The 24,827-nt window shown below is 54.1% G+C and carries 21 protein-coding genes and 1 pseudogene; 18 read left to right on the plus strand and 4 right to left on the minus strand.

The features are described from left to right. Positions 1–110 precede the first annotated feature (110 nt). The 5 genes from CBE74_RS16420 to CBE74_RS24580 all read left to right on the plus strand — a co-directional run bounded on the left by CBE74_RS16420 (position 111) and on the right by CBE74_RS24580 (position 4,928). Entirely contained in the window at positions 111–803 is a 693-nt protein-coding gene (locus CBE74_RS16420) for a response regulator transcription factor (RefSeq protein WP_013241516.1), read from the plus strand. Continuing rightward, on the plus strand, positions 800–2,344 hold the full coding sequence (locus tag CBE74_RS16425; protein ID WP_087453644.1) for a HAMP domain-containing sensor histidine kinase: 1,545 nt from the start codon (positions 800–802) through the stop codon (positions 2,342–2,344). The genes CBE74_RS16420 and CBE74_RS16425 overlap by 4 nt, the downstream gene beginning before the upstream one ends. 200 nt (positions 2,345–2,544) lie before the next feature. Beyond that, on the plus strand, positions 2,545–4,008 hold the full coding sequence (locus tag CBE74_RS16430) for a S1C family serine protease (protein ID WP_087453645.1): 1,464 nt from the start codon (positions 2,545–2,547) through the stop codon (positions 4,006–4,008). A gap of 98 nt (positions 4,009–4,106) precedes the next feature. Continuing rightward, the gene (locus CBE74_RS16435) at positions 4,107–4,706 is read left to right on the plus strand and encodes a MogA/MoaB family molybdenum cofactor biosynthesis protein (protein ID WP_087454854.1); all 600 of its coding nucleotides are present in this window, start codon (positions 4,107–4,109) and stop codon (positions 4,704–4,706) included. Between the two features lie 15 nt (positions 4,707–4,721). Continuing rightward, complete coding sequence (locus CBE74_RS24580) at positions 4,722–4,928, plus strand: hypothetical protein (RefSeq protein ID WP_087453646.1); 207 nt, start codon at positions 4,722–4,724, stop codon at positions 4,926–4,928. A 66-nt stretch (positions 4,929–4,994) separates the two neighbouring features. On the opposite strand, the gene mscL is transcribed toward CBE74_RS24580, so the two are convergent. From mscL to CBE74_RS16450, 3 genes are all read right to left on the minus strand, one after another. After that, complete coding sequence (gene mscL / locus CBE74_RS16440) at positions 4,995–5,408, minus strand: large conductance mechanosensitive channel protein MscL (protein WP_087453647.1); 414 nt, start codon at positions 5,406–5,408, stop codon at positions 4,995–4,997. A gap of 84 nt (positions 5,409–5,492) precedes the next feature. Beyond that, entirely contained in the window at positions 5,493–6,245 is a 753-nt protein-coding gene (locus CBE74_RS16445; RefSeq protein WP_087453648.1) for a hypothetical protein, read from the minus strand. Between the two features lie 15 nt (positions 6,246–6,260). Continuing rightward, positions 6,261–6,869, minus strand: a complete 609-nt coding sequence (locus tag CBE74_RS16450) for a 5-formyltetrahydrofolate cyclo-ligase (RefSeq protein ID WP_087453649.1) — start codon at positions 6,867–6,869, stop codon at positions 6,261–6,263. Between the two features lie 130 nt (positions 6,870–6,999). On the opposite strand from CBE74_RS16450, the gene CBE74_RS16455 reads away from it, so the two are divergent. The 6 genes and pseudogenes from CBE74_RS16455 to CBE74_RS16480 all read left to right on the plus strand — a co-directional run bounded on the left by CBE74_RS16455 (position 7,000) and on the right by CBE74_RS16480 (position 12,628). Then, positions 7,000–7,929 carry a UTP--glucose-1-phosphate uridylyltransferase gene (locus CBE74_RS16455; RefSeq protein ID WP_087453650.1) on the plus strand — a complete coding sequence of 310 codons (930 nt, stop codon included), beginning with the start codon at positions 7,000–7,002 and terminating at the stop codon, positions 7,927–7,929. A gap of 253 nt (positions 7,930–8,182) precedes the next feature. Further along, positions 8,183–9,448, plus strand: a complete 1,266-nt coding sequence (gene glp, locus CBE74_RS16460; protein ID WP_087453651.1) for a molybdotransferase-like divisome protein Glp — start codon at positions 8,183–8,185, stop codon at positions 9,446–9,448. A 19-nt stretch (positions 9,449–9,467) separates the two neighbouring features. After that, positions 9,468–10,183: pseudogene (locus tag CBE74_RS16465) on the plus strand (GNAT family N-acetyltransferase). A 161-nt stretch (positions 10,184–10,344) separates the two neighbouring features. Further along, positions 10,345–11,520 carry a divisome protein SepX/GlpR gene (sepX, locus tag CBE74_RS16470; protein ID WP_087453652.1) on the plus strand — a complete coding sequence of 392 codons (1,176 nt, stop codon included), beginning with the start codon at positions 10,345–10,347 and terminating at the stop codon, positions 11,518–11,520. A gap of 24 nt (positions 11,521–11,544) precedes the next feature. Next, complete coding sequence (locus CBE74_RS16475; RefSeq protein ID WP_087453653.1) at positions 11,545–11,958, plus strand: DoxX family protein; 414 nt, start codon at positions 11,545–11,547, stop codon at positions 11,956–11,958. Further along, positions 11,945–12,628: a zf-HC2 domain-containing protein gene (locus CBE74_RS16480; RefSeq protein WP_171483252.1), complete on the plus strand. Its 684-nt coding sequence runs from the start codon at positions 11,945–11,947 to the stop codon at positions 12,626–12,628. Before CBE74_RS16475 ends, CBE74_RS16480 begins: the two co-directional genes overlap by 14 nt. A 64-nt stretch (positions 12,629–12,692) precedes the next feature. Here the strand turns inward: CBE74_RS16480 and CBE74_RS16485 are convergent, their stop codons facing one another. Further along, on the minus strand, positions 12,693–14,429 hold the full coding sequence (locus tag CBE74_RS16485; RefSeq protein WP_087453654.1) for a dolichyl-phosphate-mannose--protein mannosyltransferase: 1,737 nt from the start codon (positions 14,427–14,429) through the stop codon (positions 12,693–12,695). Between the two features lie 377 nt (positions 14,430–14,806). Between CBE74_RS16485 and CBE74_RS16490 the strand changes: the two genes are divergently transcribed. The 7 genes from CBE74_RS16490 to rsmA all read left to right on the plus strand — a co-directional run bounded on the left by CBE74_RS16490 (position 14,807) and on the right by rsmA (position 24,825). Then, entirely contained in the window at positions 14,807–16,798 is a 1,992-nt protein-coding gene (locus CBE74_RS16490; RefSeq protein WP_087453655.1) for a BCCT family transporter, read from the plus strand. A 152-nt stretch (positions 16,799–16,950) separates the two neighbouring features. After that, a complete protein-coding gene (locus CBE74_RS16495; protein WP_087453656.1) occupies positions 16,951–18,456 on the plus strand; it encodes a YkvI family membrane protein in 1,506 nt (501 codons plus the stop codon). 147 nt (positions 18,457–18,603) lie between these two features. After that, on the plus strand, positions 18,604–19,509 hold the full coding sequence (rsmI, locus tag CBE74_RS16500) for a 16S rRNA (cytidine(1402)-2'-O)-methyltransferase (RefSeq protein ID WP_087453657.1): 906 nt from the start codon (positions 18,604–18,606) through the stop codon (positions 19,507–19,509). A 20-nt stretch (positions 19,510–19,529) separates the two neighbouring features. Beyond that, positions 19,530–21,362, plus strand: a complete 1,833-nt coding sequence (gene metG / locus CBE74_RS16505) for a methionine--tRNA ligase (RefSeq protein ID WP_087453658.1) — start codon at positions 19,530–19,532, stop codon at positions 21,360–21,362. Between the two features lie 67 nt (positions 21,363–21,429). Further along, on the plus strand, positions 21,430–22,272 hold the full coding sequence (locus CBE74_RS16510) for a TatD family hydrolase (RefSeq protein ID WP_087453659.1): 843 nt from the start codon (positions 21,430–21,432) through the stop codon (positions 22,270–22,272). A gap of 338 nt (positions 22,273–22,610) precedes the next feature. Further along, positions 22,611–23,762, plus strand: coding sequence for a resuscitation-promoting factor (locus CBE74_RS16515; RefSeq protein WP_087454856.1), 1,152 nt, complete (start codon positions 22,611–22,613; stop codon positions 23,760–23,762). Positions 23,763–23,952: 190 nt separating this feature from the next. After that, complete coding sequence (rsmA, locus tag CBE74_RS16520) at positions 23,953–24,825, plus strand: 16S rRNA (adenine(1518)-N(6)/adenine(1519)-N(6))-dimethyltransferase RsmA (protein WP_087453660.1); 873 nt, start codon at positions 23,953–23,955, stop codon at positions 24,823–24,825. Positions 24,826–24,827: the final 2 nt, after the last annotated feature.

A 24,827-nucleotide genomic window follows, 5' to 3' on the forward strand; every position in this document is an offset into this window, starting at 1 on the left:
AGCCGACTCCAAGTTCCGGAAGTCGGCTCTTTTTGCATATATAAAGATTCACAGGTGGTTCTAGGTGAGGCTTAAGCATCACCCTAAGGCGGAAAGGCACAATAGGACACATGAAAATTGTTGTGGTGGATGACGAACAAGCGGTTCGTGAATCCCTGCGTCGGTCGTTGTCCTTCAACGGATACGACGTATTCCTCGCTGAAGATGGTGTTCAAGCTCTCGAAGTAATCGAGAAAGAACAACCAGAACTTGTCATTCTTGATGTCATGATGCCTCGGATGGACGGCCTCGAGGTCTGCCGCACTCTGCGTAGCGCGGGCGACGATCGTCCTATCTTGGTCCTCACTGCCCGCGACGGAGTCTCTGACCGCGTGGCTGGCCTTGACGCTGGAGCGGACGATTACCTTCCTAAGCCTTTCGCTTTGGAAGAATTGCTTGCTCGGGTCAGGTCTTTGCTGCGTCGTGCGGCTGCTGATGCCGTCGGTGGCCCCAGCCAGGGTGAGCTCACCTTCGATGATCTCAAGCTGAACCCAGATACCAGGGATGTAACTCGTGGGGGACGGCATATCAGCCTGACCCGTACAGAGTTCGCGCTGTTGCAGCTGTTGATGGCTAATGCACGTCGAGTTCTTAGCCGCTCAACAATCCTTGAAGAAGTATGGGGATACGACTTCCCAACCTCCGGGAACGCTCTTGAGGTATACATCGGTTACCTGCGTCGCAAGACTGAATCTGAGGGCGAGCCTCGCCTGATTCACACTGTGCGTGGCGTTGGCTATGTTTTGAGGGACACTGCACCGTGATCCTTCGGCGCCCCGAATTTAGCCTGGGGACCGACTCCTCAGGTATTCTGGGCGTAGATGAGCGTCCTAAGACTGTCACCGGAAGTGATACCCCGCTGAAGTGGCGGATTACTCTGCTTACAGCTTCAATGGTGGCGATTGCCGTTGGAATGATGATGATCGCCGCCTACTGGAGCGTGTCTGCGGCATTGCGTGGATCAGTAGATAACTCGTTGGATGCTAAAGCATCTGCGATGCTTGAACGCTCTACTGATCCCGCTTTCTTTAATTCTCTAGAAGCTGAAGTTGAGCGTTTCAAGGATTACAATCCAGATACTCGCATTTCTATTTCAGCTCCAGGGTGGACTCACGCAGTGGGCGATAACCTTCCCGTCCTTTCAGAAAAGGCACAGACAGAAGGCTATCGGGTCAGCACTGTGAGCGGGGAACGCGTGCTTGTTAAGCGCTCTAATATTGGCGCAACTGTGATGCTGGCGCGAGATATGACGCAGACCAACAGGATGATCACTACTTTGGGCATTGCTCTCTTGGTAGTGGCAGGTCTTGGTGTGCTCCTTGCCTTTGGCACAGGAGTAGTGGTGTCTTCGACTGTGTTTCGCCCAATTTCTCGGTTGCGTAATGCTGTTCGGTACATCACGGAAACGGATGATCTACGCCCTATCGAGGTCTCAGGTAACGATGAGATCGCACAGTTGGCCAACAATTTTAACGAGATGCTGGAAGCCTTGCGTAGGTCTAGGCAACGGCAAACCGAGTTGGTCGCAGATGCTGGGCATGAGCTCAAGACCCCGCTTACTTCCATGCGCACCAACATTGAGCTGTTGATGATGATGCAGAATTCGGATAATCACCGAATCTCTTTGGAAGATAAGCGAGCGCTCCAAGAAGACGTGATTGCCCAAATGGAGGAGCTTTCCACCCTCATTGGGGACTTGGTGGACTTGGCACGCCAAGACACGCCAGAAAAAGCCTTGGAAGAAGTGGATCTGGTTGACGTCATCGATGCCTCCCTGGTTCGTGTGCGTCGCCGTCGCTCGGATGTTGAATTCGAGATGTCCACGATTCCTTGGTACCTCGATGGTGATAGCTTCGCGCTGGGACGGGCGATCATTAATCTGCTGGATAATGCGGCTAAGTGGTCGCCTAAAGGCGGTACGGTTCGTCTGAAAATGGAGCAGTACGACGCGCATACGGTGTGCATCATGGTTGCCGATTCCGGGCCGGGAATCCCCGTGGAAGACCGCGAGAAAGTGTTCGATCGCTTCTACCGTTCAGTGCAGGCTCGATCAACTCCGGGATCCGGGCTGGGGCTGGCGATTGTCCAATCAACGATTGAGCGCCACGGCGGATCCATCGTTGCTGGGGAATCGGATGACGGCGGAGCATTGATGACGGTTCTTCTCCCAGGTTTCCCTGATGACGATGAACTCTCTGAGTGCCGCAAACAGCTGATTCAGTACTCAGGGAAAATGCCTTCGACGCTGGAAGAAATGCGCCGGTTACGGCATACAAAGCATTCAGAGCGCCGGGGAAAGTGCTGAATGAGTCGATAGATCGGCACATACATAGGGGGTGTGCAACAGGGCTTGGTTTTATAACGCCAAGCCCTGTTGTCGTATGTCCGCTGCGATTCTCTTGGAAAACGGGGCGCATTTTCTCACAGCGAACTCGCAGACTTTCTAGATTCTTTCATCAGATGGGTACCAGATACAGCGCAGTTTATGGTTGCATAGTTATCACCATGACTAATCAATTTGGCACCGATAACACCAATAACTCTGGCAAGGATTCCCACGCTGCGGCGAACAATAGCGAGCAGAATCCGCAGACTGGGCAGACTAACAGCTATCAACACAATCCTTATGTTGGAGAAACTTCAGAGACTCCAACCTCTACGCATGAGACGCGAGAGTTTGATCGAGTCCAGAACCCTTATGCCGTGAACGCTTCTTCAGCTTCGGAGGAAGCTGCTGCACGTCAGTCCGTAGCTCAGGGCGTCGCAGCGCCGGCAGGGGACCCCACTCACGCCCAGGGTGCCCCGCAGTCGGCACCGCAACACATGCTGGGTGATGAACCACCGGTGACGGAGCAGCCTGCTAAGGAGAAAAAGAAAATCGGATTGGGTGCTGCAACCGCACTTGCGCTGGTTGCTGCAGTAGCCGCTGGTTCTATTACAGGCGTTTATACCTCCAAGTTGAGCACCGGAAGCTCCAAGTCGACGGTTGTTGAATCGCTGAAGCAACCCGTCGCCGATACAACAAATAAGACTGCTCCGGCAGGCTCGGTGCAATCGGTAGCTTCTAAGGTCTTGCCTTCCGTGGTATCGATCATGGTGACAACGGAGACGGGGTCGTCGGAAGGCTCCGGCTCGATCATCTCAGAAGACGGCTACGTTATGACGAACAACCACGTGGTGGCAGAGGCCAGCTCGGGACGCGCGAAGGTATCCGTGACCATGAATGATGGTTCTACTCATGACGCTGAATTTGTTGCCGGAGACCCCAACACGGACGTGGCAGTGATAAAAATTAAGGGTGTTTCGGGTCTTCCTGTGATGAATTTCGGCGATTCAAGCAAACTGCAGGTGGGGCAACAAGTTGTTGCGATTGGTTCCCCTCTCGGATTGTCAGCCACGGTGACCTCGGGCATTGTATCGGCTCTTAACCGCCCTGTGCGCGCTGGTGGATCTGAGACCGGGCAGTCTTCGCTTATCGACGCAGTCCAAACCGACGCCGCAATTAACCCAGGCAACTCCGGTGGCCCCCTCGTGGATTCTGATGGCAACCAGATCGGCGTGAACTCCATTATTGCTTCCTTGAGCCAGCGTCAGCCACAAGCAGGTGCGCCTCGGGCAGGGTCTATTGGTTTGGGCTTTGCTATCCCCTCTAATTTTGCGCGACGCGTTGCTGCACAGTTGATTGAGACGGGTAAGGCTACTCAGCCGATGATTGGTATCCAGCTGGTCTCTAACTCTGGAGTAAAGGGCGCCGTTATCGCGGATGTGACGGAAGGCGGTCCGGGAAGCAAAGCAGGACTAAAGCCCGGAGAGATCATTACTAAGATCAACGACCGCGTTGTGGATAATGCTGATGCTCTTATCGCAGCAGTGCGGAGTAGCGACTTCGGTTCCATGATTAAGCTGACCGTGGTTAATGAAAACGGCGAGAATCCGAGAACTGTAGACGTTACGCTGACGAGTGAGTAGTTTTAAAACAAGAAGTTACAAGAGAAAAACGCCTCACTTCTTTCCCCTTACAACGCCAGATATCTGCGTTGCGTGTTTTCGCTGTAAGAAAGGCCATGATGAGCACACCTATTGATGGAATCCCCACGCCCGAGCTCATTAATCGCGATATTTTAGATATTGGCGAGCCTGATGAGGAGTTTTTTCGTGCGCACGAGGCGGAAGAGGCAGTGCTTTTCGACGCTCCCCGTCGCGCTTTAATAGTCCTAGTCAGCGACCACACGATCAGCTCGGGTGAGGATACTGATCGACTTCTGACAGAGTTGCTCACTGAGGCTAGCTTTAGCGTCGATGGAGTAGTGGAGGTGAAATCAAAGGAATCGCAAATCCGCAAGGCTATTGAGACTGGGGTAGTCGGTGGCGTCGATTTGGTGCTCACCGTGGGCGGTACTGGAGTAGGGCCTCGGGACAGAACACCCGAAGCTACGCGGGATGTATTGGATCAAAATGTCCCGGGCGTTGCTCAGGCTTTGCGTTCCTCTGGTTTGGCTTGTGGTGCGGTGGATGCGTGTGTGTCTCGAGGCATCTCTGGTGTATCGGGTTCTACGGTGATTGTGAACCTTGCGCCTTCCCGCGCAGCTATTAGGGACGGCATGGCAACCTTGTCTCCGCTTGTTCACCACCTTATTGACCAGCTACGTAGCTATTCTGTTGATTAAGCGGAAGATTTAAAGATGACGGATAGGAAACGTCGGCGGGTTTTTAAAGAGTCCTCGGCTAAAGATTACGATAGGTCCGCGGACTCAGCTCCACAGGATCTCGGAAGAACCGGGAGCGCTGACGGCGAGCGTTTTGTGGCGTTGGACGGTGAGTCCACTCCGCCTAGCCGCACTGATCTAGCTTTTTGGAAAGAACAAATGCCGCCGCATTATGGGGCGTAATAATGACAATAAAAAGTGGAGCCAACCAGTTGAGGTTGGCTCCACTTTTATACGCTCTAGATATGTTTAGAGGGTACCGTTCTTCTGGTTTTTCAGGAGATCGCGGATTTCTTCAAGTAACTCTGCCTCGATGGATACAGGAGCGTCCTCTTCTTCCTGGATGCCCTTGCGCTTAGCGGCCATCTCGTTGAGCTTGTTCATAGGAGCAACGAGGATGAAGTACACAACCGCTGCGATGATGATGAAGTTAATTGCTGCGGTAATGACGGCGCCGAAGTCCAGGAAGGTGGCTGCGTTGCCGGAACGAATGTGGAAACCGAGACCGGAAACGTCTGCACCGCCGAGGGAAGCGATCAGAGGGTTGATCAGGTGGTTGGTAAAAGCGGTAACGATTGCGGTGAACGCGGTACCAATAACGACAGCGACTGCCAGCTCGACTACGTTTCCGCGGAGAATGAAGTCTTTAAAACCTTTGAGCATAATTCCTCTTTTCAAAAATTGACTCTGCTCAGGCTAATGGAAATACCGATAGTGTTCTAGCGCATATGCTTGATGGAAACTCTTTTACCCGGTTTGAGTTCGCGTTCCGGTGATAATAACTGACATAGGTTTTATTAATGCTGCTGCCGCGACTAGCTGGGCCTCAGGTTTGGGAAAAGCAATAAGAGCGCTGTGTTCAAGATGTGTTTGTTTGTTCGAGCCTGATTCGGGAACGAATATTACTAATCCACCTGCGGCGACTAGGGAAGTGGAGTCAGATGTGGGGTCGGAGGTGATTAAGTCTACGCGGTCTCCTGGGTGCAATAACCGGCTGAGATTCGGCTGAGCGAGTCTGACAGGGACTAAGTTAAGTCCCTCTCCCTGGGCTCCAAGTGTGTTGTTTATCACGTTCGCAATGTCTTGGGCAGGTGGCAAAAAGTCGGTGTGCACTGCAATTGCACCGCGCGGACGTGCGGAAATGGCAACTCTCCGGGTGGTTTTCTCGGCCTCTGAGGAGAAAATCTTTGGGGGTGGCGTGGGTGCCTCGTGCGATGAGGAGGGATCGGATTGGTGGGAAACTTGTGTGTTCTCCACTGGAGTTAATGCGTTCTCGGGGAGGAAGCGCGTGGGAATGGAGATGGGCTGTAGATCTTTGTGCTCAATGAGATCGCCCAGATGAATATCCCGGCTGTATCGGAACACCGTTGTGTGAGGTTCATGGTGCTGACGCACTGTTATAACAGCGGCGAGCACGCAGAGGAAACCAGCAAAGAGACGGCGTAAAAGTATGCTTCGTCGAAAACTGGGGGTGCGCAATATCGTTAAGAAGGAAGTCATATCCTCTTGGACTGTTTATTGGTGGGCGCTGGTTCCTGAGGGGGTGATGGTGAAGTCGGTGCGTGCGTCGTGAGCTTCGTAGGGGATAGTGGGGTCTACCTCCGAATCGAAGAGGAGGAGAACCGTGGGAGTGCGGGAGCCTTCTAACGCTCGGTCGTAATAACCAGCGCCTTTGCCGATCCGTATCCCCTTGGGTGTGGCCCCGAGAGCTGGAACTACGATGAGGTCCAATGTGCGTAGCACATCGTGGCTATGGCGATACGGCCCCGCAGGCTCGGGAATGCCAAAAGCGCCGGGTCTAAGTGAGTTTGGATGAGTGTAGCGCCCCCACTCCAAGATCCCTTTAGGTCGGGAGACTGGTAGCCACAGTGACACTCCGAGATTAGAAAGAGCCGAGACTAGGCCAGCGCCGCCTGGTTCCTGGTGGTCTGCGCAGTAGGCAGCAATCTTCGTGGCGCCGAGCTTCTTTATTAAAGCGGTCAGCTGCTTCACGATTGCGTCGTTAAAGCTTGCCAGTTGTTGAGGCTGGAGTTGCTGGCGGGCGTGGGAGAGCTCCCGGCGTTTCTGCTGTTTTCGGGAGCTAAGCTCTTGTGCTTGATGGGCATCGAACTGTCCAGCTGACATGGGGTACATGCTAGCACAGGGACGTCGAAAAGCTACCCGTCTTCCGCAAAACCGTGAGAATGCAAAGAAACTTCTTTATCTCAGGTGGCGGAACTAGGGAGAGATCGGTGCCGGATGTACTCTTGTCTGCATGAAGCAGCCTCAAGAAGCTCAAGACAGTACGCGCGCCGCGGTGAAGACTGTCATCGTTCCTGCTGCTGGCATGGGAACGAGATTCCTTCCGGCCACAAAAACGGTTCCTAAAGAGCTGTTACCAGTGGTGGATACCCCAGGCATTGAACTGATTGCAGAAGAAGCAGCTCAGTTGGGTGCGACTCGACTCGCAGTGATTACGGCTCCTAATAAGCAGGAAGTGATGGAGTACTTTAAGCGATTCCCCGTGCTGGAAGAGACCCTGCAAAGCCGAGGGAAAACGGAACAATACGAGAAAGTTGTCCACGCCTCTGAACTTATTGAGCCAGTTTCCGTAGTGCAGGAAAAACCACTTGGCCTCGGGCATGCTGTCGGTATGGCGGAATCAGTCCTTGATCCGGATGAAGATGCCGTAGCAGTTATGCTTCCCGACGACCTCGTGCTCCCACGTGGCGTCGTGGAAAAGATGGTTGAAGTACGTGAACAACTAGGCGGATCTGTGTTGTGCGCCTTTGAGGTTCCGGAGGAAGAAGTCTATAACTACGGTGTCTTTGAGATTGGTGAGAGCGCATACGAGGGTCCTTATCACGTCAAAAAGGTCAAAGGCATGGTGGAGAAGCCTTCTGTAGACGAGGCCCCCTCAAACTTTGTGGCAACCGGTCGCTATCTACTCGACCGCGCTATTTTTGACGCTCTACGCAGGATTACACCGGGCGCCGGCGGCGAATTGCAGCTCACGGATGCGATTGATTTGCTTATCGACGAAGGCCACTCCGTGCATATCCTCGTACATGATGGAAAGCGCCATGACCTTGGCAACCCCGGGGGCTACATACCAGCTGTTGTTGATTTCGGCCTGAGCGATCCGGTGTATGGGCCACACTTAAAGAAGGTTCTCCGAAAGATTCTGGAAGAACACGGCGCATAACCTATCAGGTAAAGCCACGCTGTTGGTGGAAAACTGATTGCCCCAGTGAAGAATCGAATTGGGGCAATCAGTGCGACTTCTTAAGCCAGCGTCAACTAAAGTTGTAAGGATGTAAAAGAATATTCCGGCTAGCTTTGCGCTTCCACACTCAGATATGCTGAAACGCTACGTCTGCGGTAAAGAACGCACATAAGCGGGTTGACGGCCACATGGTATGGGTAATATTTGCAAGTCACGGTGCTAAGGAGTAGATGTGCGCACAGTTGAGCAGCAGCTAGCCCTCGTCACGGAGGCCGCAGTTGCGCCTGAGCCGGTGCGAATTGCTATCGCTGAGGCCTTAGGGCTCATGTGCGCTGAGGAAGTGCAAGCAACTCGGGCGCTACCCAACTTCAACCAAGCAGCTATCGACGGCTATGCGGTGCGTGCCGTGGACGTCGGTGGTGAGCGCGGCCTTGGCAGGCCCCCAGAGCCCAGGCCAGTGCCCACGGAAACCTCCCTTCCTGTGGTGGGTGAAGTAGCCGCAGGATCGCAGCGCCCGCTACGCCTACAACCCAAACAGGCAGTGCGGGTGCATACAGGCGCACCGCTTCCCACGCTTTCAGATGCCGTGATTCCTCTGGAATGGACTGACCGCGGCCGGAAGCGGATGATCGCTAACCGACCCGTGCGTTCGGGGGAATTTGTACGCAAAGTGGGCGACGATATCCGCCCCGGAGACGTGGCAGTAAGCTCTGGTGACATCCTTGGGCCAGCCCATATCGGTCTTCTGGCTGCCGTGGGACGCTCTAAGGTGCTCGTTTATCCGCGTCCCCGCATGTCGGTTATTTCTGTGGGCCATGAACTCGTGGATATCGATAGAGAACCTAGCCTCGGCCAGGTCTTTGATGTCAACTCGTATGCACTTGCCGCCGCAGGCCGTGACGCAGGTGCCGACGTACACCGCGTCGGCATTGCGGCAGGGGAGCCTCGACGACTGCGCGACATCGTGGAATCCCACATGATGCGCAGCGAGATCATCGTGATCTCGGGTGCAGTCGGTGGATCCGGGGCAGAGGAAATACGCCGGGTTCTCAGCGACTTAGGCGATATTGATACAACGCGAGTGGCCATGCACCCGGGTTCTGTCCAGGGGTTTGGATTGCTCGGCGACCATCAAATTCCAGTATTCCTTTTGCCCAGTAATACCGTCTCTGCTCTCGTGATTTTTGAGATGTTTATCCGCCCAGTGGTGCGGTTGAGCCTAGGCAAGCGAAATGCCCAGCGTCGGACGGTGAAGGCACGTGCGCTGAATTATGTAGGCTCAAAGCTTGGGCGCAGAGGGTTCATCAGGGCACGTCTCATGCGTGACGCAGAAACACAAGATTACCTGGTAGAAGGCCTTGGTGGTGCCGATGGTACTCCGGCGCATCTGCTTGCAGGGTTGTCTGAGGCTAATGCCATGATCAAGATTCCAGAAGGCGCAGCCGACGTGAGGCCTGGCGATATCGTTGAAGTCATCTTTCTTTCCCAGAACCGCTAAGAAATAGCAGAACCTGCCCATGTCCTTTTTGCTTAACCGCTTTGGACGCCCGCACCGTCCAGCGCACGGCCCCGTCGACCCCGTACACCCCGGCTGGGGCGAATACACCGAGACTCTTGTACTTCCCGGCACTTCTGCGACTCAAGAAAAGTCGGTGCGGCTTCGACCATTGCAGCTTAGCGACGGCGCCGACTGGCGTATGATGCGGCTTTCCGACCGAGAGATCCTTGAGCTGGTAGAACCTACCGTTGTGGACTCGTGGGAAACCGCGCATTCGTCGCGCATGTGGCGGAGGTTTTCTTCTCTATAAAGCAGCTTGCAGATATGGGCAGCGCGGTACCTTTTGTGATCGACGTCGAAGGAAAATTTGTAGGGCAGCTTACGCTAGGCGGGATTCAGCACGGTGCTATTTCTGAATGCTGGATAGGCTACTGGGTTCACAGCTCCTACGCAGGGCAAGGAATCGCCACTGCTGCATGCGGTTTGGGAGTGGATCACGCTTTTAAACGAGTGGGCCTGCATAGAGTGACAGCTACTTTTCTGCCGGAAAACGTGGCTTCCCGCAAAATTCTTGAGGCTAACGGTTTTAGGGAAGAAGGGTATCTGCAGCGCAACTTGCATATTTTTGGTGAGTGGCGCGATCACTTTCTTGTGGCGCTTACCAATGATGAATTTCACCAGGATGCGGTTACTCGCTTGATTCACAAGCGTGGTTACCGGCGTGCCTCCTCCTAGCGACCAGATAAAGCGATACTCTGAAGGACTACAAGTTGAACGTGGGCTTACTCTGATCTGCGATCATCACACTGGTCGCTCACTCTACCGTTGAGCATTGTGCGCAGGGCGGAGAATGGCCTATCGCTGCACATCGTCCAACTCATCGAAAGGCAAACCCCGTGTCCGGAACCGTGGTCATCGTCCTCATCGTCTTGGTGTGGTTGTTTGTGCTGGCACCGTGGCTGCTTCGCGGCCAAAAACCCATTAGAAAGGCCGGCGAGGCCTTCGACGACACCCGAGTGGTTTACGAGGGGGGAAGCGAAGAGCTGCAGAGGAGACGTCGTCCCCGCGTAAAATCTAGCGACGTGCGAGCGCATCACTTTGACTCCCACGAGGAGGAAGAAAAGTACGAACTCGTTCACGCGGATGACGTCGAGGATGTCTTGACCGACGAGCCCTCCGATAAAACGCTGGGTTCTATCTTTACTAACGCTGCCGGAAAATTTTCTTCCAAACAGAACAAGACTCATACAGCGATCGTGGACGATGAGTTGGTAAAAGAAATTCCAGCCGCAGACGATTCCTCTGTTGCAGTGCCGGCAGATGAGGCGGAAGAAGTCATAGAGGATACTGATGCTGCAGATGCCTTAGCCGGCGAAGCCGCAGAAACCTCTGAGATATTCGACGATGAGAACGAGCGCTACGAGATCGATGACTCCTATTATTCTCCCGACGATCTCATGTACCCGACGGAGACACCACAGTCTGCTCCCGTTGAGGTAGAGGATGAGGAGTACTTGCTCGTTGAGCACAATACTGCGGAGACTTTCGCGGATTCCGAGGACTACTTAGCAGCTGGTGATTCTGAGCTGACTGAGGAAGAGATACAGTTTGCTGCGCATAGAAGTGCTCGCGGTGGGTGGGATCCACAGGCTGACGCTTTGAAACGTGCCGATCTCTACCGGAGGCGTCGCCGCACCGTAGGCGGACTGGGAGTTGCCCTGGTATTGGCGTTGGTCCTTTCTATCTTAGTAGGAAGGTGGGCATGGGCCGCTACTGCTGTGGTTGTCGCGCTCGCTTCCTTCTACCTTTGGGCGTTGCGGCAGCAGGTCAGGGCTGAGCAACGATTGAGGCAGCGGCGTATCCGCCAGCTGCGTAGGGCTCGACTGGGTGTTCGTAACGTTGCAGACGAGGAGCTAGGGATACCTCACCGTCTGCGCCGCCCGGGGGCTGTTGTGCTAGAAATCGATGATGATAGCCCAGATTTTGAATTCCTTGAGAGCATTCGCTCGCCCCTCAATGATTCCGATCCTTCGGGACTCAATCATTATGAGCAACCGCGCCGTGTAGGCTAATTTCATCCCAAAGGCACTCTGGTAATGGATCAACCGATAGTTAGAGATATAGCTCTTTTATTGCTAAGACTCGTGCTAGGACTCGTTTTTGTAGCCCATGGCTTTGACAAGTTTTTTCGCACGGGGATTGTAGAGACAACAGGGCAATTTAGTGCGGCCGGGGTGCCGCAGCCTAAGCTATCTGCTTATCTCACCGCGGTCAGCGAACTGGTGGGCGGCTCACTATTGGTCGTGGGTATCTTGACCACTTTTGTGGCGGGTGCTCTGGCTTTGCTGGTATGCGCCGCTATGTATTTTGTGCATCTCACCGAGGGGCTCTTCGTAGCAAGTAACGGAATAGAATATCCGCTCGTCATGATCGTGGCGCTGCTCATGATCGTCGTTTTTGGAGCTGGCCGCGCAAGCCTTGATGGGGTTTTGACCCGTGCTGACCTGTGATCACGTGCAAGCGGCGTTGTCCGCTAGGCTCGACGGCGAGCCCACGGGGATCGACGATGATGTTATCGACGCGCATCTCTCTACGTGCTTGGAATGCCGTGCGTTCTATGAGGAAGCCGCCCGGTTTAACCGCTCGCTTACTTTTGGCGATGCCACGGAACGAGAAAGCGCCCCTGACTTATCTGAAGCCATTCTGGCCGGTGTGGAGCCTATGTGGCGGCAACAAGCCGCGACGAGAGCCTGGAACCTCGCTTTAGCGCGAGTGATCATGGTGCTCTTGGGCATAGGCTGGGCGGCATGGGCCATAGTTCTGCTCATCCAGTCGGGCTCACAAGCTGCCGACGCGCTAGGAAACGTAGACACTATGCATGAAAGGCTCTTGTCGGAGGCCGCCGCTACACGTTGTGCCTTAGCCTTCGGTCTTTTCTTTGCCGCATGGCAACCCCGTATTACGGGAGGGCTGCTGCCGTTATTCGGCGCCTTGTGGACTTTCAGTTTTGGCCTGGGCGCTAAAGAGCTAATACTCGGTGAGCTTTCGGGTTCTTCCGCGTTGCAGCTGGGGCTTCTTTTCTTGTCTGTGCTGTGTTTGCTGTGGTCATGGCTATCGCATAAGGGTTGGGCGATAGTCTCGCAGGGGATACGATCGCTCACGGCTTCGCCGCATTCCTAAACAAGACCACCCGTACTTGTGGCTATGAACTAGCCAGTAGGAGTACGGGTGGTCTTTTATTGTCTTATCGCCAGCTGTTTAGCCACATGAGCTGGTTAAAGTAGCTGTCAGAGATGCGGATTCCATAGATGATAGGGGAGAAATAGCAGAACATAGCCACGGCGAGGGCTAAGTAAAGAATTACTGTGAGTGACCCGACCGTGAGACGGGGGACGCCGATGCGTTGTAGTTTTCTCCACTGAAGTTCGGCGCCACGACCATAGAGCGTGCCCAGGGTGAGGGAAATGATAACGATGGTAAAAGGTACGAGCGCTGTGGCGTAGAAGAAATACATTTGCCGGTCATAGCTTGCCACCCATGGGAGGAATCCCGCTTGGAACGCCACAAAAGGAATGAGGAAGCGCAGATCTTTGTGGATCACCATGCGCCAGAGCGCCCAACATAAAACTGGCACTGTCAGCCACCAAATCGCAGGCGTGCCAAAGAGATAGATCATCCGGCGACATGTGTTTTCTCCGCACTGAATATTTGTGGAGGAGTAATACAAGATGGGGCGCGTTGCTGCGAGCCAGGACCACGGTTTGGAATCCCAAGGGTGGCTGTGTCCGTTGGACGTGGTGAGCGAGGCATGGAACGCCAGGACACTCTGGTGGTAATACAACCACCCGGCGATGGCTTCAGGAAGCTGGTGCAACCAGCTTGACGTCTCGATGGTTCCGTCGGTAGCCGCGTGCCTGTACACAGAAGTTTCGGAGGCGAACCAGGCCCTCCAGCTCCACACGTAGAGTGCAATGGGCACTATGACCAGCGATAGGAAAGATGGGAGGGCGTCGAAAAGCGTAGCTTCGCTCCAGGGGTGACGCACTCCGTAGCGGCGGCGTCGAAAAGCATCGAGGATGACTATCATGACCCCAAAAAAGGCCATGTAATACAGGCCGGACCACTTTACTGATAGCGCACAGCCTAGGAAGACTCCTGCGGCGAAGCGCCACCAGCGAAACCCCGACCGGACTCCAGGTTCGGTGAGCAACCCCGCAGACCAGGCTTGATACATGCGATCTTCCATCTGTTGATGGTCACGGATCAGCGCCCAGGCGGCAGCCACAATAAATAAGACCTGGATGATGTCGAGCATCCCAAACCGAGAGGTGACAACGAGCACGCCGTCCACAACTGCAAGGAGGCCTGCGCAAAAAGCGACAAAAGGCGAGCTGCTCAGCCGGCGCGCAATCGCCATGGTGAGAAGTACCACAGCGGTGCCGCAGAGCGCCGGGACAAGACGCCAGCCCAGGGGCGAGTAACCAAAAAGCCATTCGCCGATAGCTATTAGTTGTTTTGCTAACGGAGGATGCACTACGAGTCCGTAACCGGGGTTCGATTCGATGCCACCGGTGATGGGGTTAATCCATGATTCCACTATGTCCCAGGCCTGCGGCACGTAGTGTTTCTCATCAAACACCGGGGTATGGGAAGCCGTGGCGGTTGTGATTCCCAGAAACCGAGTCAGCAAGGCTAGAGCGGCGATGATGAGGGTAGAGACCGTGTCGACCCTGCTCCAGCGATAGCTACGCGGCTGAGAGGGCGCGGGACAATGCGTAAATCTGCCGGAAAATTTAGCTTTTCGACGCCACTCCGGGGCCTGTGAATCAGCTGCTGTTACCGGATCGTCACACAGCACTCCTGCGGCAGCCGTGTCGTGTCTACAGCCCGTATCGTTGAGGGGAGGCATTCCTGATGGAGGATGCGGTGCTGTGGAGCTGCGATCGTCTGCATTATGTCTAGGAGAGGTCACGGGGGACATTCTATTGCGCATAGGTAACAGAACTAAAGGTCGCCTGCTCAATCTAGTCTGAGATTATGTCATGTTGATGACAACGAGATAGGGGGAATGCTGGTATGCGTTCCTCGGAGTTGTGCAGCGCACATATGCGAAAAGAACTATTGGGTGGTCCCCAAAAAACGACCGAGTTTTCCCGAAAAACGGGCTTTTCTTGACACAGCCTGGAATTGTTACCATTTTGTAATCTGCGAAAATGTCATAACCGCTGATTTTTGGGTGTCTTGCTGGGGCTTTGAAGGGGTATAGAGAGAGGCCGTTTGAGGCCTATCGTTCGCATAACCCTGCGTATTACGGCCCTATGCATTTGATTCAAAAAATTTAACAGACATGATGGATATATGACCGATTCCGAACATTTTGATCCAAAGGATAGCGCGGCTGATCTTGGCAGCGCACAGGGTTCTGCGCGCACTTTGGCGCAGGGCGCTGATCCAGAGGAGACATCAGGTGCTTCGGTGGATCCCTCAGATTCATCCATCACTGCTGACTCTTCCGATAAAAACCACAATGCCACGAACTCCACAACAGATGCAGTGGGAAGCGGTAACGGAAAGGACCACGTGTCGAGCTCCGCAGGCGCGACTAGTGCAACCGCGCAGCTGGCAGCGATGATCTCAGGTGAAGGCAAAATCAGCGCAGCCTCGAACTTGCCAGAAGAGAAAATCACCTTTGAGGGAGAGGACTCTGAGGCCCGCATCGATTGGAAGGTCACCATCCCGGCCTTTGTCATCGTCCTTGCCGTGGTGCTGTGGGGCATCTTTGGCACCTCAAGCTTTTCCACCTTTGCCAGCAACGCGCTGAGCTTTGTCGTGAGCGACTTTGGCTGGGCATTTATTTTCTTCACCACGGTTTTCCTCGTTTTTGCCATAGTGATCGCCGTCAGCAACTTTGGCACGATCAAGCTAGGGCGTAACGATGAAGCCCCAGAATTCTCAACCGTTTCATGGATCGCCATGATGTTTGCGGCGGGTATGGGAATCGGTCTGATGTTCTACGGGGCTTCGGAGCCTTTGGGCAATTACCTCAACGGTGTTCCTAACCACGAGCCGCGCCACGTGGGGCACGCCATGAGTACCACGTTGCTGCACTGGACTTTGCATCCTTGGGCCATCTACGGCATTTTTGGTCTGGCGATTGCTTATAGCACGTTCCGACTAGGACGTCGACAGCTGCTGAGCTCCGCTTTCACCCCGTTGATTGGCGAAAAAGGTGCAAAGGGCTGGATCGGAAGAATCGTAGATATTTTGGCGATTATCGCCACTATCTTTGGTACCGCTTGTTCACTAGGAATTGGTGCTACGCAGATCAGCGCTGGTCTAGACGCCGCGGGCGTAATCACTAATCCCGGCATGAGCACCATTATTGCTATTGTCTCCGTGCTCGCCTTGGCGTATCTGCTCTCCGCTATGTCTGGCGTGGGCAAGGGAATTCAATATATCTCCAACGCAAACATGGTGTTGGCGGCTTTGGTAGCTCTCTTTGTGTTCGTGCTCGGCCCGACTGTCACGATTCTGAACCTTATCCCTGGTTCCATTGGCGCATACCTGTCTAACTTCTTTGAGATGATCGGGCGCACCGCGGAATCTGCGGACGGCACAGCTGGTGAGTGGCTAGGATCCTGGACCATCTTCTATTGGTCCTGGTGGATCTCCTGGAGTCCGTTTGTGGGAATGTTCTTGGCTCGTATTTCTCGGGGACGCACGATTCGTGAGTTCATCTTTGGCGTCACGCTCATCCCTTCCGCGGTGTCCGTCGTCTGGTTTGCCATTTTTGGTGGCACTGCTATCCATATGGAGCAGCAGGGCAAGTCCATCTACGGTGACGGCTCTGCCGAGTATCAGCTTTTTGATCTGTTGCATTCTCTTCCTGGTGGTCAGATCGCCGGGATCATCGCAGTGATGTTGCTGGCAACTTTCTTTATTACGTCTGCGGATTCTGCCTCCACTGTGATGGGATCCATGAGCCAGAGCGGTCAGACCGATGCTAATAAGTATGTCTCTGCTGGCTGGGGCATCTTGGTTGCATTGATCGGAATGACTATGTTGATCACCGGCGGCGACGATGTGTTGAGCAATCTGCAAAACATTACGATCATTACTGCTAGCCCATTCCTGATCGTCATCGTGTTGCTTATGTTCGCGATACTTAAAGACCTGCGAAACGATGAAATTTACCTTGATTACCGTGAACAGCAGCGGTTTGCTTCGCGTCTTGCCCGCGAGCGTCGAATTCACCTTGAGCATGAGAAGAAGCGACGTGCACAGGTAAAGCGCAAGGTGCGCCACGATAAAAAACGCACATCAGCTGCCAAGTCCCCCAAAACATCATAAGAACCATTACTAGGAGGCGGCGTGGACTAACGGGTTCGCCGCCTCCCACACCTGCGCGCACATAAGGTGCCGCACTAAGAATGTATTTCCGATACTCGTGCACCATGTGAGCGGAAATTTTTATCATTGTTGAAAGGAATGAGCACTTCACCATGCTCAAAAAATCAATCACCATCGCTATGGCTTTTGTCGGCATCGTCATCGGTGCTGGATTTGCCACAGGACAGGAAGTACTCCAGTACTTTGTGGCCTTTGGAACGATGGGCATTATAGGTGCTGCACTCGCTGGCCTGATCATGGCGTTGACTGGCATGGCCTCTATCCAGCTGGGTAGTTACTTCCTTGCTAACGACCACGGCTCGGTTCTCACGAGCATTTCGCACCCTATTATCGCCCGTATCCTCGATATTTCGGTGCTTATTACGCTGTTTGCCACAGGCGTGGTGATGTTTGCAGGTTCGGGTTCAAACCTCAATCAGCAGTTTGGCCTGCCCATCTGGGTGGGAACCGTGCTGATGTTGGTATTGGTGCTGCTAGCTGGGCTTCTCGACGTTGACAAGATCACCAACGTCATCGGCGCGATTACCCCGTTGATTATTATCTTTGCGGGCATTGCCATCGTGTACGCACTGGCCACTAGCGACGCCGATACGGAGTCACTCAATGCGGCTGCTTCCACCATTAATGGCGCTACGCCGCACTGGACCTTGTCTGCTTTGAACTACGTCGGCCTAGCCCTCATGATGGGCGTCTCCATGGCCATCATCATTGGTGGCAATAGCTTTGACACCCATGCTGCCGGTCTTGGCGGCCTGCTCGGCGGTCTGGTCTTTGGAGTTATGCTGACGTTCGCTGCGCTGGCGCTGTTCCGTTCCGCCGATAAGGTTGCAGGTGACGACGTTCCTATGCTCACCATCGTCAACGAGATCCATCCGATCCTGGGCACGATTATGTCCTTCATCATCATCGGCATGATCTTTAACACCACGCTGGGCTTGTTCTATGCCTTTGCCAAACGACTCACGGCTACCAAGCAGAAGCGCTTCTACTTGTTCTATGTGTTGTCCTGCCTCGTCGGCTTCGGCATGTCCTTCCTAGGCTTTAAAAAGTTGGTTGGTTTGGTATATCCCACGCTCGGATACCTAGGAATTCTTCTTGTGGTTGTTGTTGCCGGCGCATGGATACGAGGTTTTGCCAAGATTCGTGAGGAACGTGAGCGTCGCGAGAAAATTCATGATCTATTCCGTAGGAAGATGGATCCGACTCAACGATTCAGTTCCAAGCAGGCTCGTTTGCTTGATCGCTACACCACCGAGTCCAATCTGGAACGAGAAGAACTCACAGAGAGCCTTCGTGATGAATTTGTGGATGAAGCCACGCAAGATTCCGAGGCGTCCGCAGAGAAACTGTTCGAGGAGAATAGCGAGTTTTCTTATCAACCAGTGGAGTTCACAGAATCCACCATTAGCGTTGAAGAAAGCACTCTGGGATTGCCGTCGCACGCTCGTCCTATGAGCGAGCTGGAAGACCTGACTACTTTCCAGGAGCCAGAGCAGGAAAACGCTGAAGACGGAAAGTCGCACGCAGAAGCTTCTGTAGAAACACCCCAGGAGAAGCCAGAAACTAATACTCCGAAAACAACGTTGCCCATTGTATAAAAGCACAGCGCGTTGTAGAACAAGCAGGAGATAACGGCCTCATCTGATCGTCATGGACGAGATCAGATGAGGCCGTTGCCATGCGTGCAGGGAGTGCCTCAGTAGGAAGAAGCAGAAAAGTTTGTGGTGTGTGCGAGACTAGGAAGCATGAGTATTGAGGAACCGACTTCTCAGAGTGCGTCGAGTGCGTCAGCTGTATGGGAAGCTCTAGCACCGTTACCCCGCGGGATCATTGTGGTGGCTACTCCGCTGGGAAACATTGGGGATGCCTCATTTCGGCTTATTCAGGCGTTGGCTCAGGCCGATGTGATTGCGGCAGAAGATACCCGACGGACCCGGGCGTTAGCGGCGGCACTCGGAGTGGAGATCACTGGCAAAGTCGTGAGCAATTTTGACCACAACGAGTCCGACCGCGCTCAGTACCTTGTGGATCTAGCCCGGACGCAATCAGTAGTAGTGGTCACTGATGCGGGCATGCCTATCGTCTCAGATCCTGGTTTTCCTGTCGTGGAAGCAGCGCATGAGGCGGGGGTTCCGGTGACGTGTTTCCCGGGACCTTCGGCTGTTCCTACGGCATTAGCGTTGTCGGGGCTGCACGTAGGTCACTTTGCTTTTGATGGTTTTGCCCCACGCAAGCAAGGGCAAAGAAAAGCCTGGTTAGAGTCGCTGAAAAACGAAAAGCGATCGGTGTGTTTCTTTGAGTCCCCGCATCGCATCGCAGACACTCTCGCCGCTGCAGCAGAGATCCTTGGCGACGATCGTCGTGCAGCAGTGACACGAGAGCTGACTAAAACATATGAGGAAGTAAAAAGAGGTGGGCTAGGGGAGCTTGCGCAGTGGGCTAGCGCTGGTGTGAAGGGAGAAATCAGCGTTGTTATTGAAGGGGCGCGGCAGAAAGAGGTAACGGATGTTCGTGAGATCATAGACCTCGTAGAAAGTCTTGTTAGTGCAGGTAAACGGCTAAAAGAAGCAAGTGCAACCGTGGCGCAGGAGCATGGTGTGAGCAAGAAAGAACTCTATGATGCGGTCCTCGAATCACGCGGACGGGCATAGATAAATTAAGGTAAGTAACCATGACTAACCGTGTGCTCGTTTCTGTTGCTTGGCCTTATGCCAATGGACCTCGCCACATTGGACATGTGGCAGGGTTTGGTGTCCCTTCGGACGTTTTTGCTCGTTATCAGCGAATGTCCGGCGCGGATGTTCTCATGGTCTCGGGCACGGATGAGCACGGTACACCACTTTTGGTGCAGGCAGACAAAGAAGGAGTGTCTGTCAAAGAACTCGCTGATCGGTATAACCGACAGATTGTTGAAGACCTTGCGGGCCTGGGTCTGTCTTATGACCTCTTTACCCGCACCACCACACGGAATCATTACGCGGTTGTTCAGGAACTCTTTAAAGGACTCTATGGGAACGGCTACATGATCAAAGAGACCACCATGGGTGCGGTTTCTCCTTCTACTGGGCGTACGCTTCCTGATCGCTACATTGAGGGAACCTGTCCTATCTGTGGTGCAGACGGGGCACGCGGAGACCAGTGCGATAATTGCGGCAACCAACTGGACCCCGCAGATTTGATTAATCCGGTCTCCAAGATCAATGGTGAGACACCACAGTTTATCGAGACTGAGCACTTCCTTCTTGATCTTCCTGCGTTGGCAGATGCCCTGGCTGATTGGCTTAAAGAGCGTCAAGATTGGCGCCCGAACGTTCTCAAATTCTCATTGAACCTCTTGGAAGATCTACGTCCGCGAGCCATGAGCCGTGACATCGACTGGGGAATTCCTATCCCGGTGGAAGGATGGGAGGACAACGGCGCTAAGAAGCTCTATGTGTGGTTCGACGCGGTTGTCGGCTACCTATCTGCGTCGATTGAATGGGCTTATCGCACTGGAAATCCAGATGCGTGGAAGGCATGGTGGACTGATCCAGCAGCCTCAAGCTATTACTTCATGGGCAAAGACAACATCACTTTCCATTCCCAGATCTGGCCGGCTGAGCTTCTGGGATATCAAGGAAAGGGCGCAAGGGCCGGTAAGGTGCATGCTTTCGGGGAGCTTAACCTTCCTACGGAAGTGGTGTCTTCCGAGTTCCTCACCATGTCTGGCTCTAAGTTCTCCTCTTCTAAAGGCATTGTCATTTATGTCAAGGACTTCCTGAAAGAGTTTGGACCGGATCCGCTGAGGTATTTCATTGCTGTTGCGGGTCCAGAGAATAACGACACTGACTTCACATGGGACGAGTTTGTTCGCCGCGTCAACAACGAGCTAGCTAATGGCTGGGGCAACCTTGTTAACCGCACTGTTTCCATGGCCCATAAGAACTTCGGAGAGGTCCCAACCCCAGGTGAGCTGAGCGAGTCGGATCAACGGATCCTTAATCTTTCTGCTGAAGCCTTCGAGATCGTTGGGGAAGCACTCGCGCACTCGCGTTTCAAGCAGGGAATTACTCATGCGATGCATGTGGTGGGTGAGGCGAATGCCTATATTGCAGAACAAGAACCGTGGAAGCTGGCTAAAGATGAAACTCAGCGCGAGCGCCTAGCCACTGTTTTGTGGACAGCGCTGCAGGTGGTTTCAGACTGCAACGTGCTGTTGACCCCTTATCTGCCGCATATTTCCCAGCAGGTGCACGAGACATTGGGCCGCGACGGTGTGTGGGCAGCAAAGCCGCACATCGTAGAGGTCACCGATGACATGCCAGTGAAACCTGTTGGCGTGGGCATTCCTGCTAGCGGACAAACATATCCCGTGATTATGGGCGATTATGCGTCGCAACAAGCACAGTGGGCGCGCGTCGATGCCGTCCCAGGAACCGCGTTGCCTAAGCCGAAGCCGCTGATCGCTAAGTTGGATCCAGAGCTAGGAGAGACCGGCCCAGAATGGGCGCCGATCGCTCACTAGGCCAGTAAAGGCGCTCACCATTCGCAGAACCGCGGAAGGTGGGCGCCTTCGTCGTAGACTAGTGCGCATGGCTAAAAAGAAACCTCGTCCAATACCCGTTCCGGTGGAAGGCCTTGAGGGGCTTATCGACGCCCACACGCACCTTGCTTCCTGCGGAGCGCGCACGCCTGAGGAGGTCGATGCGATTGTGGCTCGGGCGGTGGCTGGTGGCGTCGATAAGCTATGTACCGTGGGGGATGGGCTCGCGGAGGCCGAGTTGGCGTTGAGCGCTGCGCAGTCGCATGCGCGAGTGTTTGCTGCCTGTGCGATTCATCCGACCCGCGCCAATGAACTGGATGCGGCGGCGCGCGAGCGCCTTACCCAGATGGCACAGGATCCTCGGTGCGTAGCAATTGGGGAAACTGGGATTGACACGTATTGGATAACCCATGCGTCTGAGACCACGGCAAGTCTGGAAGTACAAGAAGAGGCGTTGCGTTGGCATATTGATCTTGCGGTTTCCAGCGGTAAGGCGTTGATGATCCATAATCGGGAAGGCGATGAGGAATTGCTGCGCATCCTTGCAGACGCGCCCACTCCACACGAGACCATCTTGCATTGTTTTTCTTCGCCGCTTGCCGTGGCGCAGGAAGCAGTAGACCGGGGTTATGTTTTAAGTTTTGCGGGAAACCTGACGTTTAAACGAAACGATGAATTACGAGAAGCTGTACGACGCGCACCGTTATCGCAGATTCTCATTGAAACGGACGCGCCCTATATGACGCCAGAGCCTTTCCGAGGGGCGCGGAATGAGTCTGCGCTCATCGGGCATACGGCGCTATGTGCTGCGCAGACCAAAAACCTGAGTGTGGAGGACTTTGCGGCCGGGGTGCGGGAGACTTTCCACCGTGTCTATGGAATCCCCTCCTAGTGAGGTGCAGAACATAGCGGTGGCTTTTAAGTGAGCTAGATCTTCTGATATGGCGGGTATTGGGGTATCGATGGGGGAGGTGTGAACTATGTGGTTTGATTTTTGTGAGTTGAATCAACTAGTTCACACTTTTTTGTTGCTTTAGTTCGACAAGCTGCGTTTGTTACCGTATTGTTATTTTTCGTGTGTTGGATCGATGCTGACTGAAACGTCGCCCGATCGATGGTGCTTCGCCCCCGATGGAAAATTTCCATGCGCGTACAAAGCGTGCGGAGTACTACGCAAAGCCGGCTATGGCTGGTGCGAAATGTCGTCGAAAAGCAAAGAGAAGTGAACACGTGGGAACCCGCCAAAAGTCGAGAATTAATCGAGTCAATTCTTCGAGATCCATTCCGCTGCGCCTAGCAACGGGTGGTGTTCTGGCCTCCCTGGCAGTGGGGGGTGTCGCCGTCACTCAGGTGAAGAAGGACATCACCGTTGATGTCAATGGCGAACAGCTTTCTCTTGCCACCATGTCTGGAACGGTAGAAGAGGCGCTGGCTAAAGCCGGCGTAACCGTTGGAGACAAGGACATCGTTTATCCAGGGTTGACTGAGAAGATCAGCAATCAGGACACGATTAAGGTTCGGACGTCCAAGCAGGTCTCGGTGGCCATTGACGGCGTGGAAAAGAACCTCACCACAAACGCGACTACCGTCGAAGAGCTCTTTGAACAGCTGGACGGAGTCAATGCCGCCCTATCTTCTGCCACGCTGAACATGGACAAGGACTCCAAGATCCCTCGCGAGGGGTTGGCCCTTGACGTGGTGACCCCAAAGATCATCTCTGTGACAGAGGCAGGGAAAACGGTCTTTACTCAGATCGCGGCGGCAACCGTCAAAGACGTTCTCACAGAACGCGGCATCAAGGTTGATAACGATGACATCGTGACTCCAGCCTTGGACGCGCCCGTGACTAAAAACATGGACGTCAAAATTGACCGCGTAGATATCCAAGAAGTCGTAGCCAATGAGCCTTTCGGCGAGACTGCGAACTACGTCGAAGATGCCGAACTTCCAGAAGGGGAGGAAGCTGAGGTTTCTGCGGGAACACCGGGCGAGCGCACCGTGACCCGCAAAGTGACCAAGATCAATGGTGAGGAAACCGCCAACGAAGTCATAGATGAAAAGATCATTACCCCAGCTGTCGCAGCGACCGTTAAGCGGGGCACCAAGAAGGCAGCTTCCGCTCCTGAAGTAGCTAATGGTTCGGTGTGGGACCAGCTTGCGCAATGTGAATCCACCGGTAACTGGGCCATCAACACGGGAAACGGATTCTCTGGCGGGCTTCAGTTCACTGACTCCACATGGGCCGGTTTTGGTGGTACGGCTTATGCGCCGCGCGCACATCTTGCTACCCGTGAACAGCAGATTGCCGTTGCACAAAAAGTGCAGGCTGCTCAGGGCTGGGGTGCATGGCCTGCCTGCACTTCCAAGATGGGTCTGCGCTAAGGTAGAAAAATAGATTTTACAACGTGCACGCCACTGTGCGATTCAACGTCGTCGGTTTAGTCTTCTGATGAGAAGAACGAACCGGCGGCGTTGGTGTGTTTTCACTGGCGCGGTTTTCGCAGCAAGCGTATGCCTTGCATACAGGGAGTATTTTCCTGTGATCAAACATCGGAAGGTAAATTGTAGGACCATGGGAGAAAACGATCACGCGCGCCTTCTCGGCCCCGCTGAAATTAGGCACTTGGCAGAGAAGCTTGATGTCACACCAACAAAAAAATTGGGGCAGAACTTTGTTCATGACCCCAATACTGTTCGGATGATCGTTTCTGCGGCGGATCTTACTGCCGATGACCACGTTGTAGAGATCGGGCCCGGCCTAGGGTCTTTGACCTTGGCATTACTCGACACTGCACGCTCTGTGACCGCCGTGGAGATAGATCCGCGCTTGGCAGAACAACTTCCGATAACCGTGGCAGAACGCGCCCCAATGTTCGCAGACCGCCTTACCCTAATGCACAAAGACGCTTTACAGATAACACCGGAAGAGATCGATCAGCCTACAGCTTTGGTGGCAAATCTTCCTTATAACGTATCTGTACCGGTGCTGCTACATTTCTTGCAGATTTTCCCATCGATTCAGCGCGTATTAGTGATGGTTCAAGCTGAGGTCGCCGATCGTCTCGCAGCACAACCCGGCACCAAGGTGTATGGCGTTCCTAGCGTGAAAGCATCGTTCTATGGTGCTGTGCGGCGCGCCGGTTCGATCGGAAAAAATGTTTTTTGGCCGGCTCCCAAAATCGAATCCGGACTCGTGCGCATTGACGTTTTTTCTCAGGACGAGCAGCCCTGGCCAGTCGGCGATGAACTGCGCTCGCAGGTCTTCCCGCTTATCGACGCCGCCTTCGCACAGCGTCGCAAGACTCTGCGGGCGGCACTCAGCGGGTATTACGGATCCGGAGTTGCGGCAGAAGAAGCCCTCCTAGGCGCTGGGATTGACCCGACTCTGCGAGGAGAGAAGCTCGATGTAGCCGATTTCGTTCGCCTAGCGCAGCGCCGAGGGTAAGG

It is taken from the genome of Corynebacterium silvaticum, assembly GCF_002162115.2.
GTDB classification, from domain to species: Bacteria; Actinomycetota; Actinomycetes; order Mycobacteriales; family Mycobacteriaceae; genus Corynebacterium; species Corynebacterium silvaticum.

Excerpts from the sequence above, each read along its gene's own strand:
- CBE74_RS16420 (WP_013241516.1), top strand. The coding sequence starts at position 111 with ATGAAAATTGTTGTGGTGGATGACGAACAAGCGGTTCGTGAATCCCTG.
- CBE74_RS16430 (WP_087453645.1), top strand. The coding sequence starts at position 2,545 with ATGACTAATCAATTTGGCACCGATAACACCAATAACTCTGGCAAGGAT.
- CBE74_RS16435 (WP_087454854.1), top strand. The coding sequence starts at position 4,107 with ATGAGCACACCTATTGATGGAATCCCCACGCCCGAGCTCATTAATCGC.
- CBE74_RS24580 (WP_087453646.1), top strand. The coding sequence starts at position 4,722 with ATGACGGATAGGAAACGTCGGCGGGTTTTTAAAGAGTCCTCGGCTAAA.
- mscL (WP_087453647.1), bottom strand. The coding sequence starts at position 5,408 with ATGCTCAAAGGTTTTAAAGACTTCATTCTCCGCGGAAACGTAGTCGAG.
- CBE74_RS16445 (WP_087453648.1), bottom strand. The coding sequence starts at position 6,245 with ATGACTTCCTTCTTAACGATATTGCGCACCCCCAGTTTTCGACGAAGC.
- CBE74_RS16450 (WP_087453649.1), bottom strand. The coding sequence starts at position 6,869 with ATGTCAGCTGGACAGTTCGATGCCCATCAAGCACAAGAGCTTAGCTCC.
- CBE74_RS16455 (WP_087453650.1), top strand. The coding sequence starts at position 7,000 with ATGAAGCAGCCTCAAGAAGCTCAAGACAGTACGCGCGCCGCGGTGAAG.
- CBE74_RS16475 (WP_087453653.1), top strand. The coding sequence starts at position 11,545 with ATGGATCAACCGATAGTTAGAGATATAGCTCTTTTATTGCTAAGACTC.
- CBE74_RS16485 (WP_087453654.1), bottom strand. The coding sequence starts at position 14,429 with ATGTCCCCCGTGACCTCTCCTAGACATAATGCAGACGATCGCAGCTCC.
- CBE74_RS16490 (WP_087453655.1), top strand. The coding sequence starts at position 14,807 with ATGACCGATTCCGAACATTTTGATCCAAAGGATAGCGCGGCTGATCTT.
- CBE74_RS16495 (WP_087453656.1), top strand. The coding sequence starts at position 16,951 with ATGCTCAAAAAATCAATCACCATCGCTATGGCTTTTGTCGGCATCGTC.
- rsmI (WP_087453657.1), top strand. The coding sequence starts at position 18,604 with ATGAGTATTGAGGAACCGACTTCTCAGAGTGCGTCGAGTGCGTCAGCT.
- metG (WP_087453658.1), top strand. The coding sequence starts at position 19,530 with ATGACTAACCGTGTGCTCGTTTCTGTTGCTTGGCCTTATGCCAATGGA.
- CBE74_RS16510 (WP_087453659.1), top strand. The coding sequence starts at position 21,430 with ATGGCTAAAAAGAAACCTCGTCCAATACCCGTTCCGGTGGAAGGCCTT.
- rsmA (WP_087453660.1), top strand. The coding sequence starts at position 23,953 with ATGGGAGAAAACGATCACGCGCGCCTTCTCGGCCCCGCTGAAATTAGG.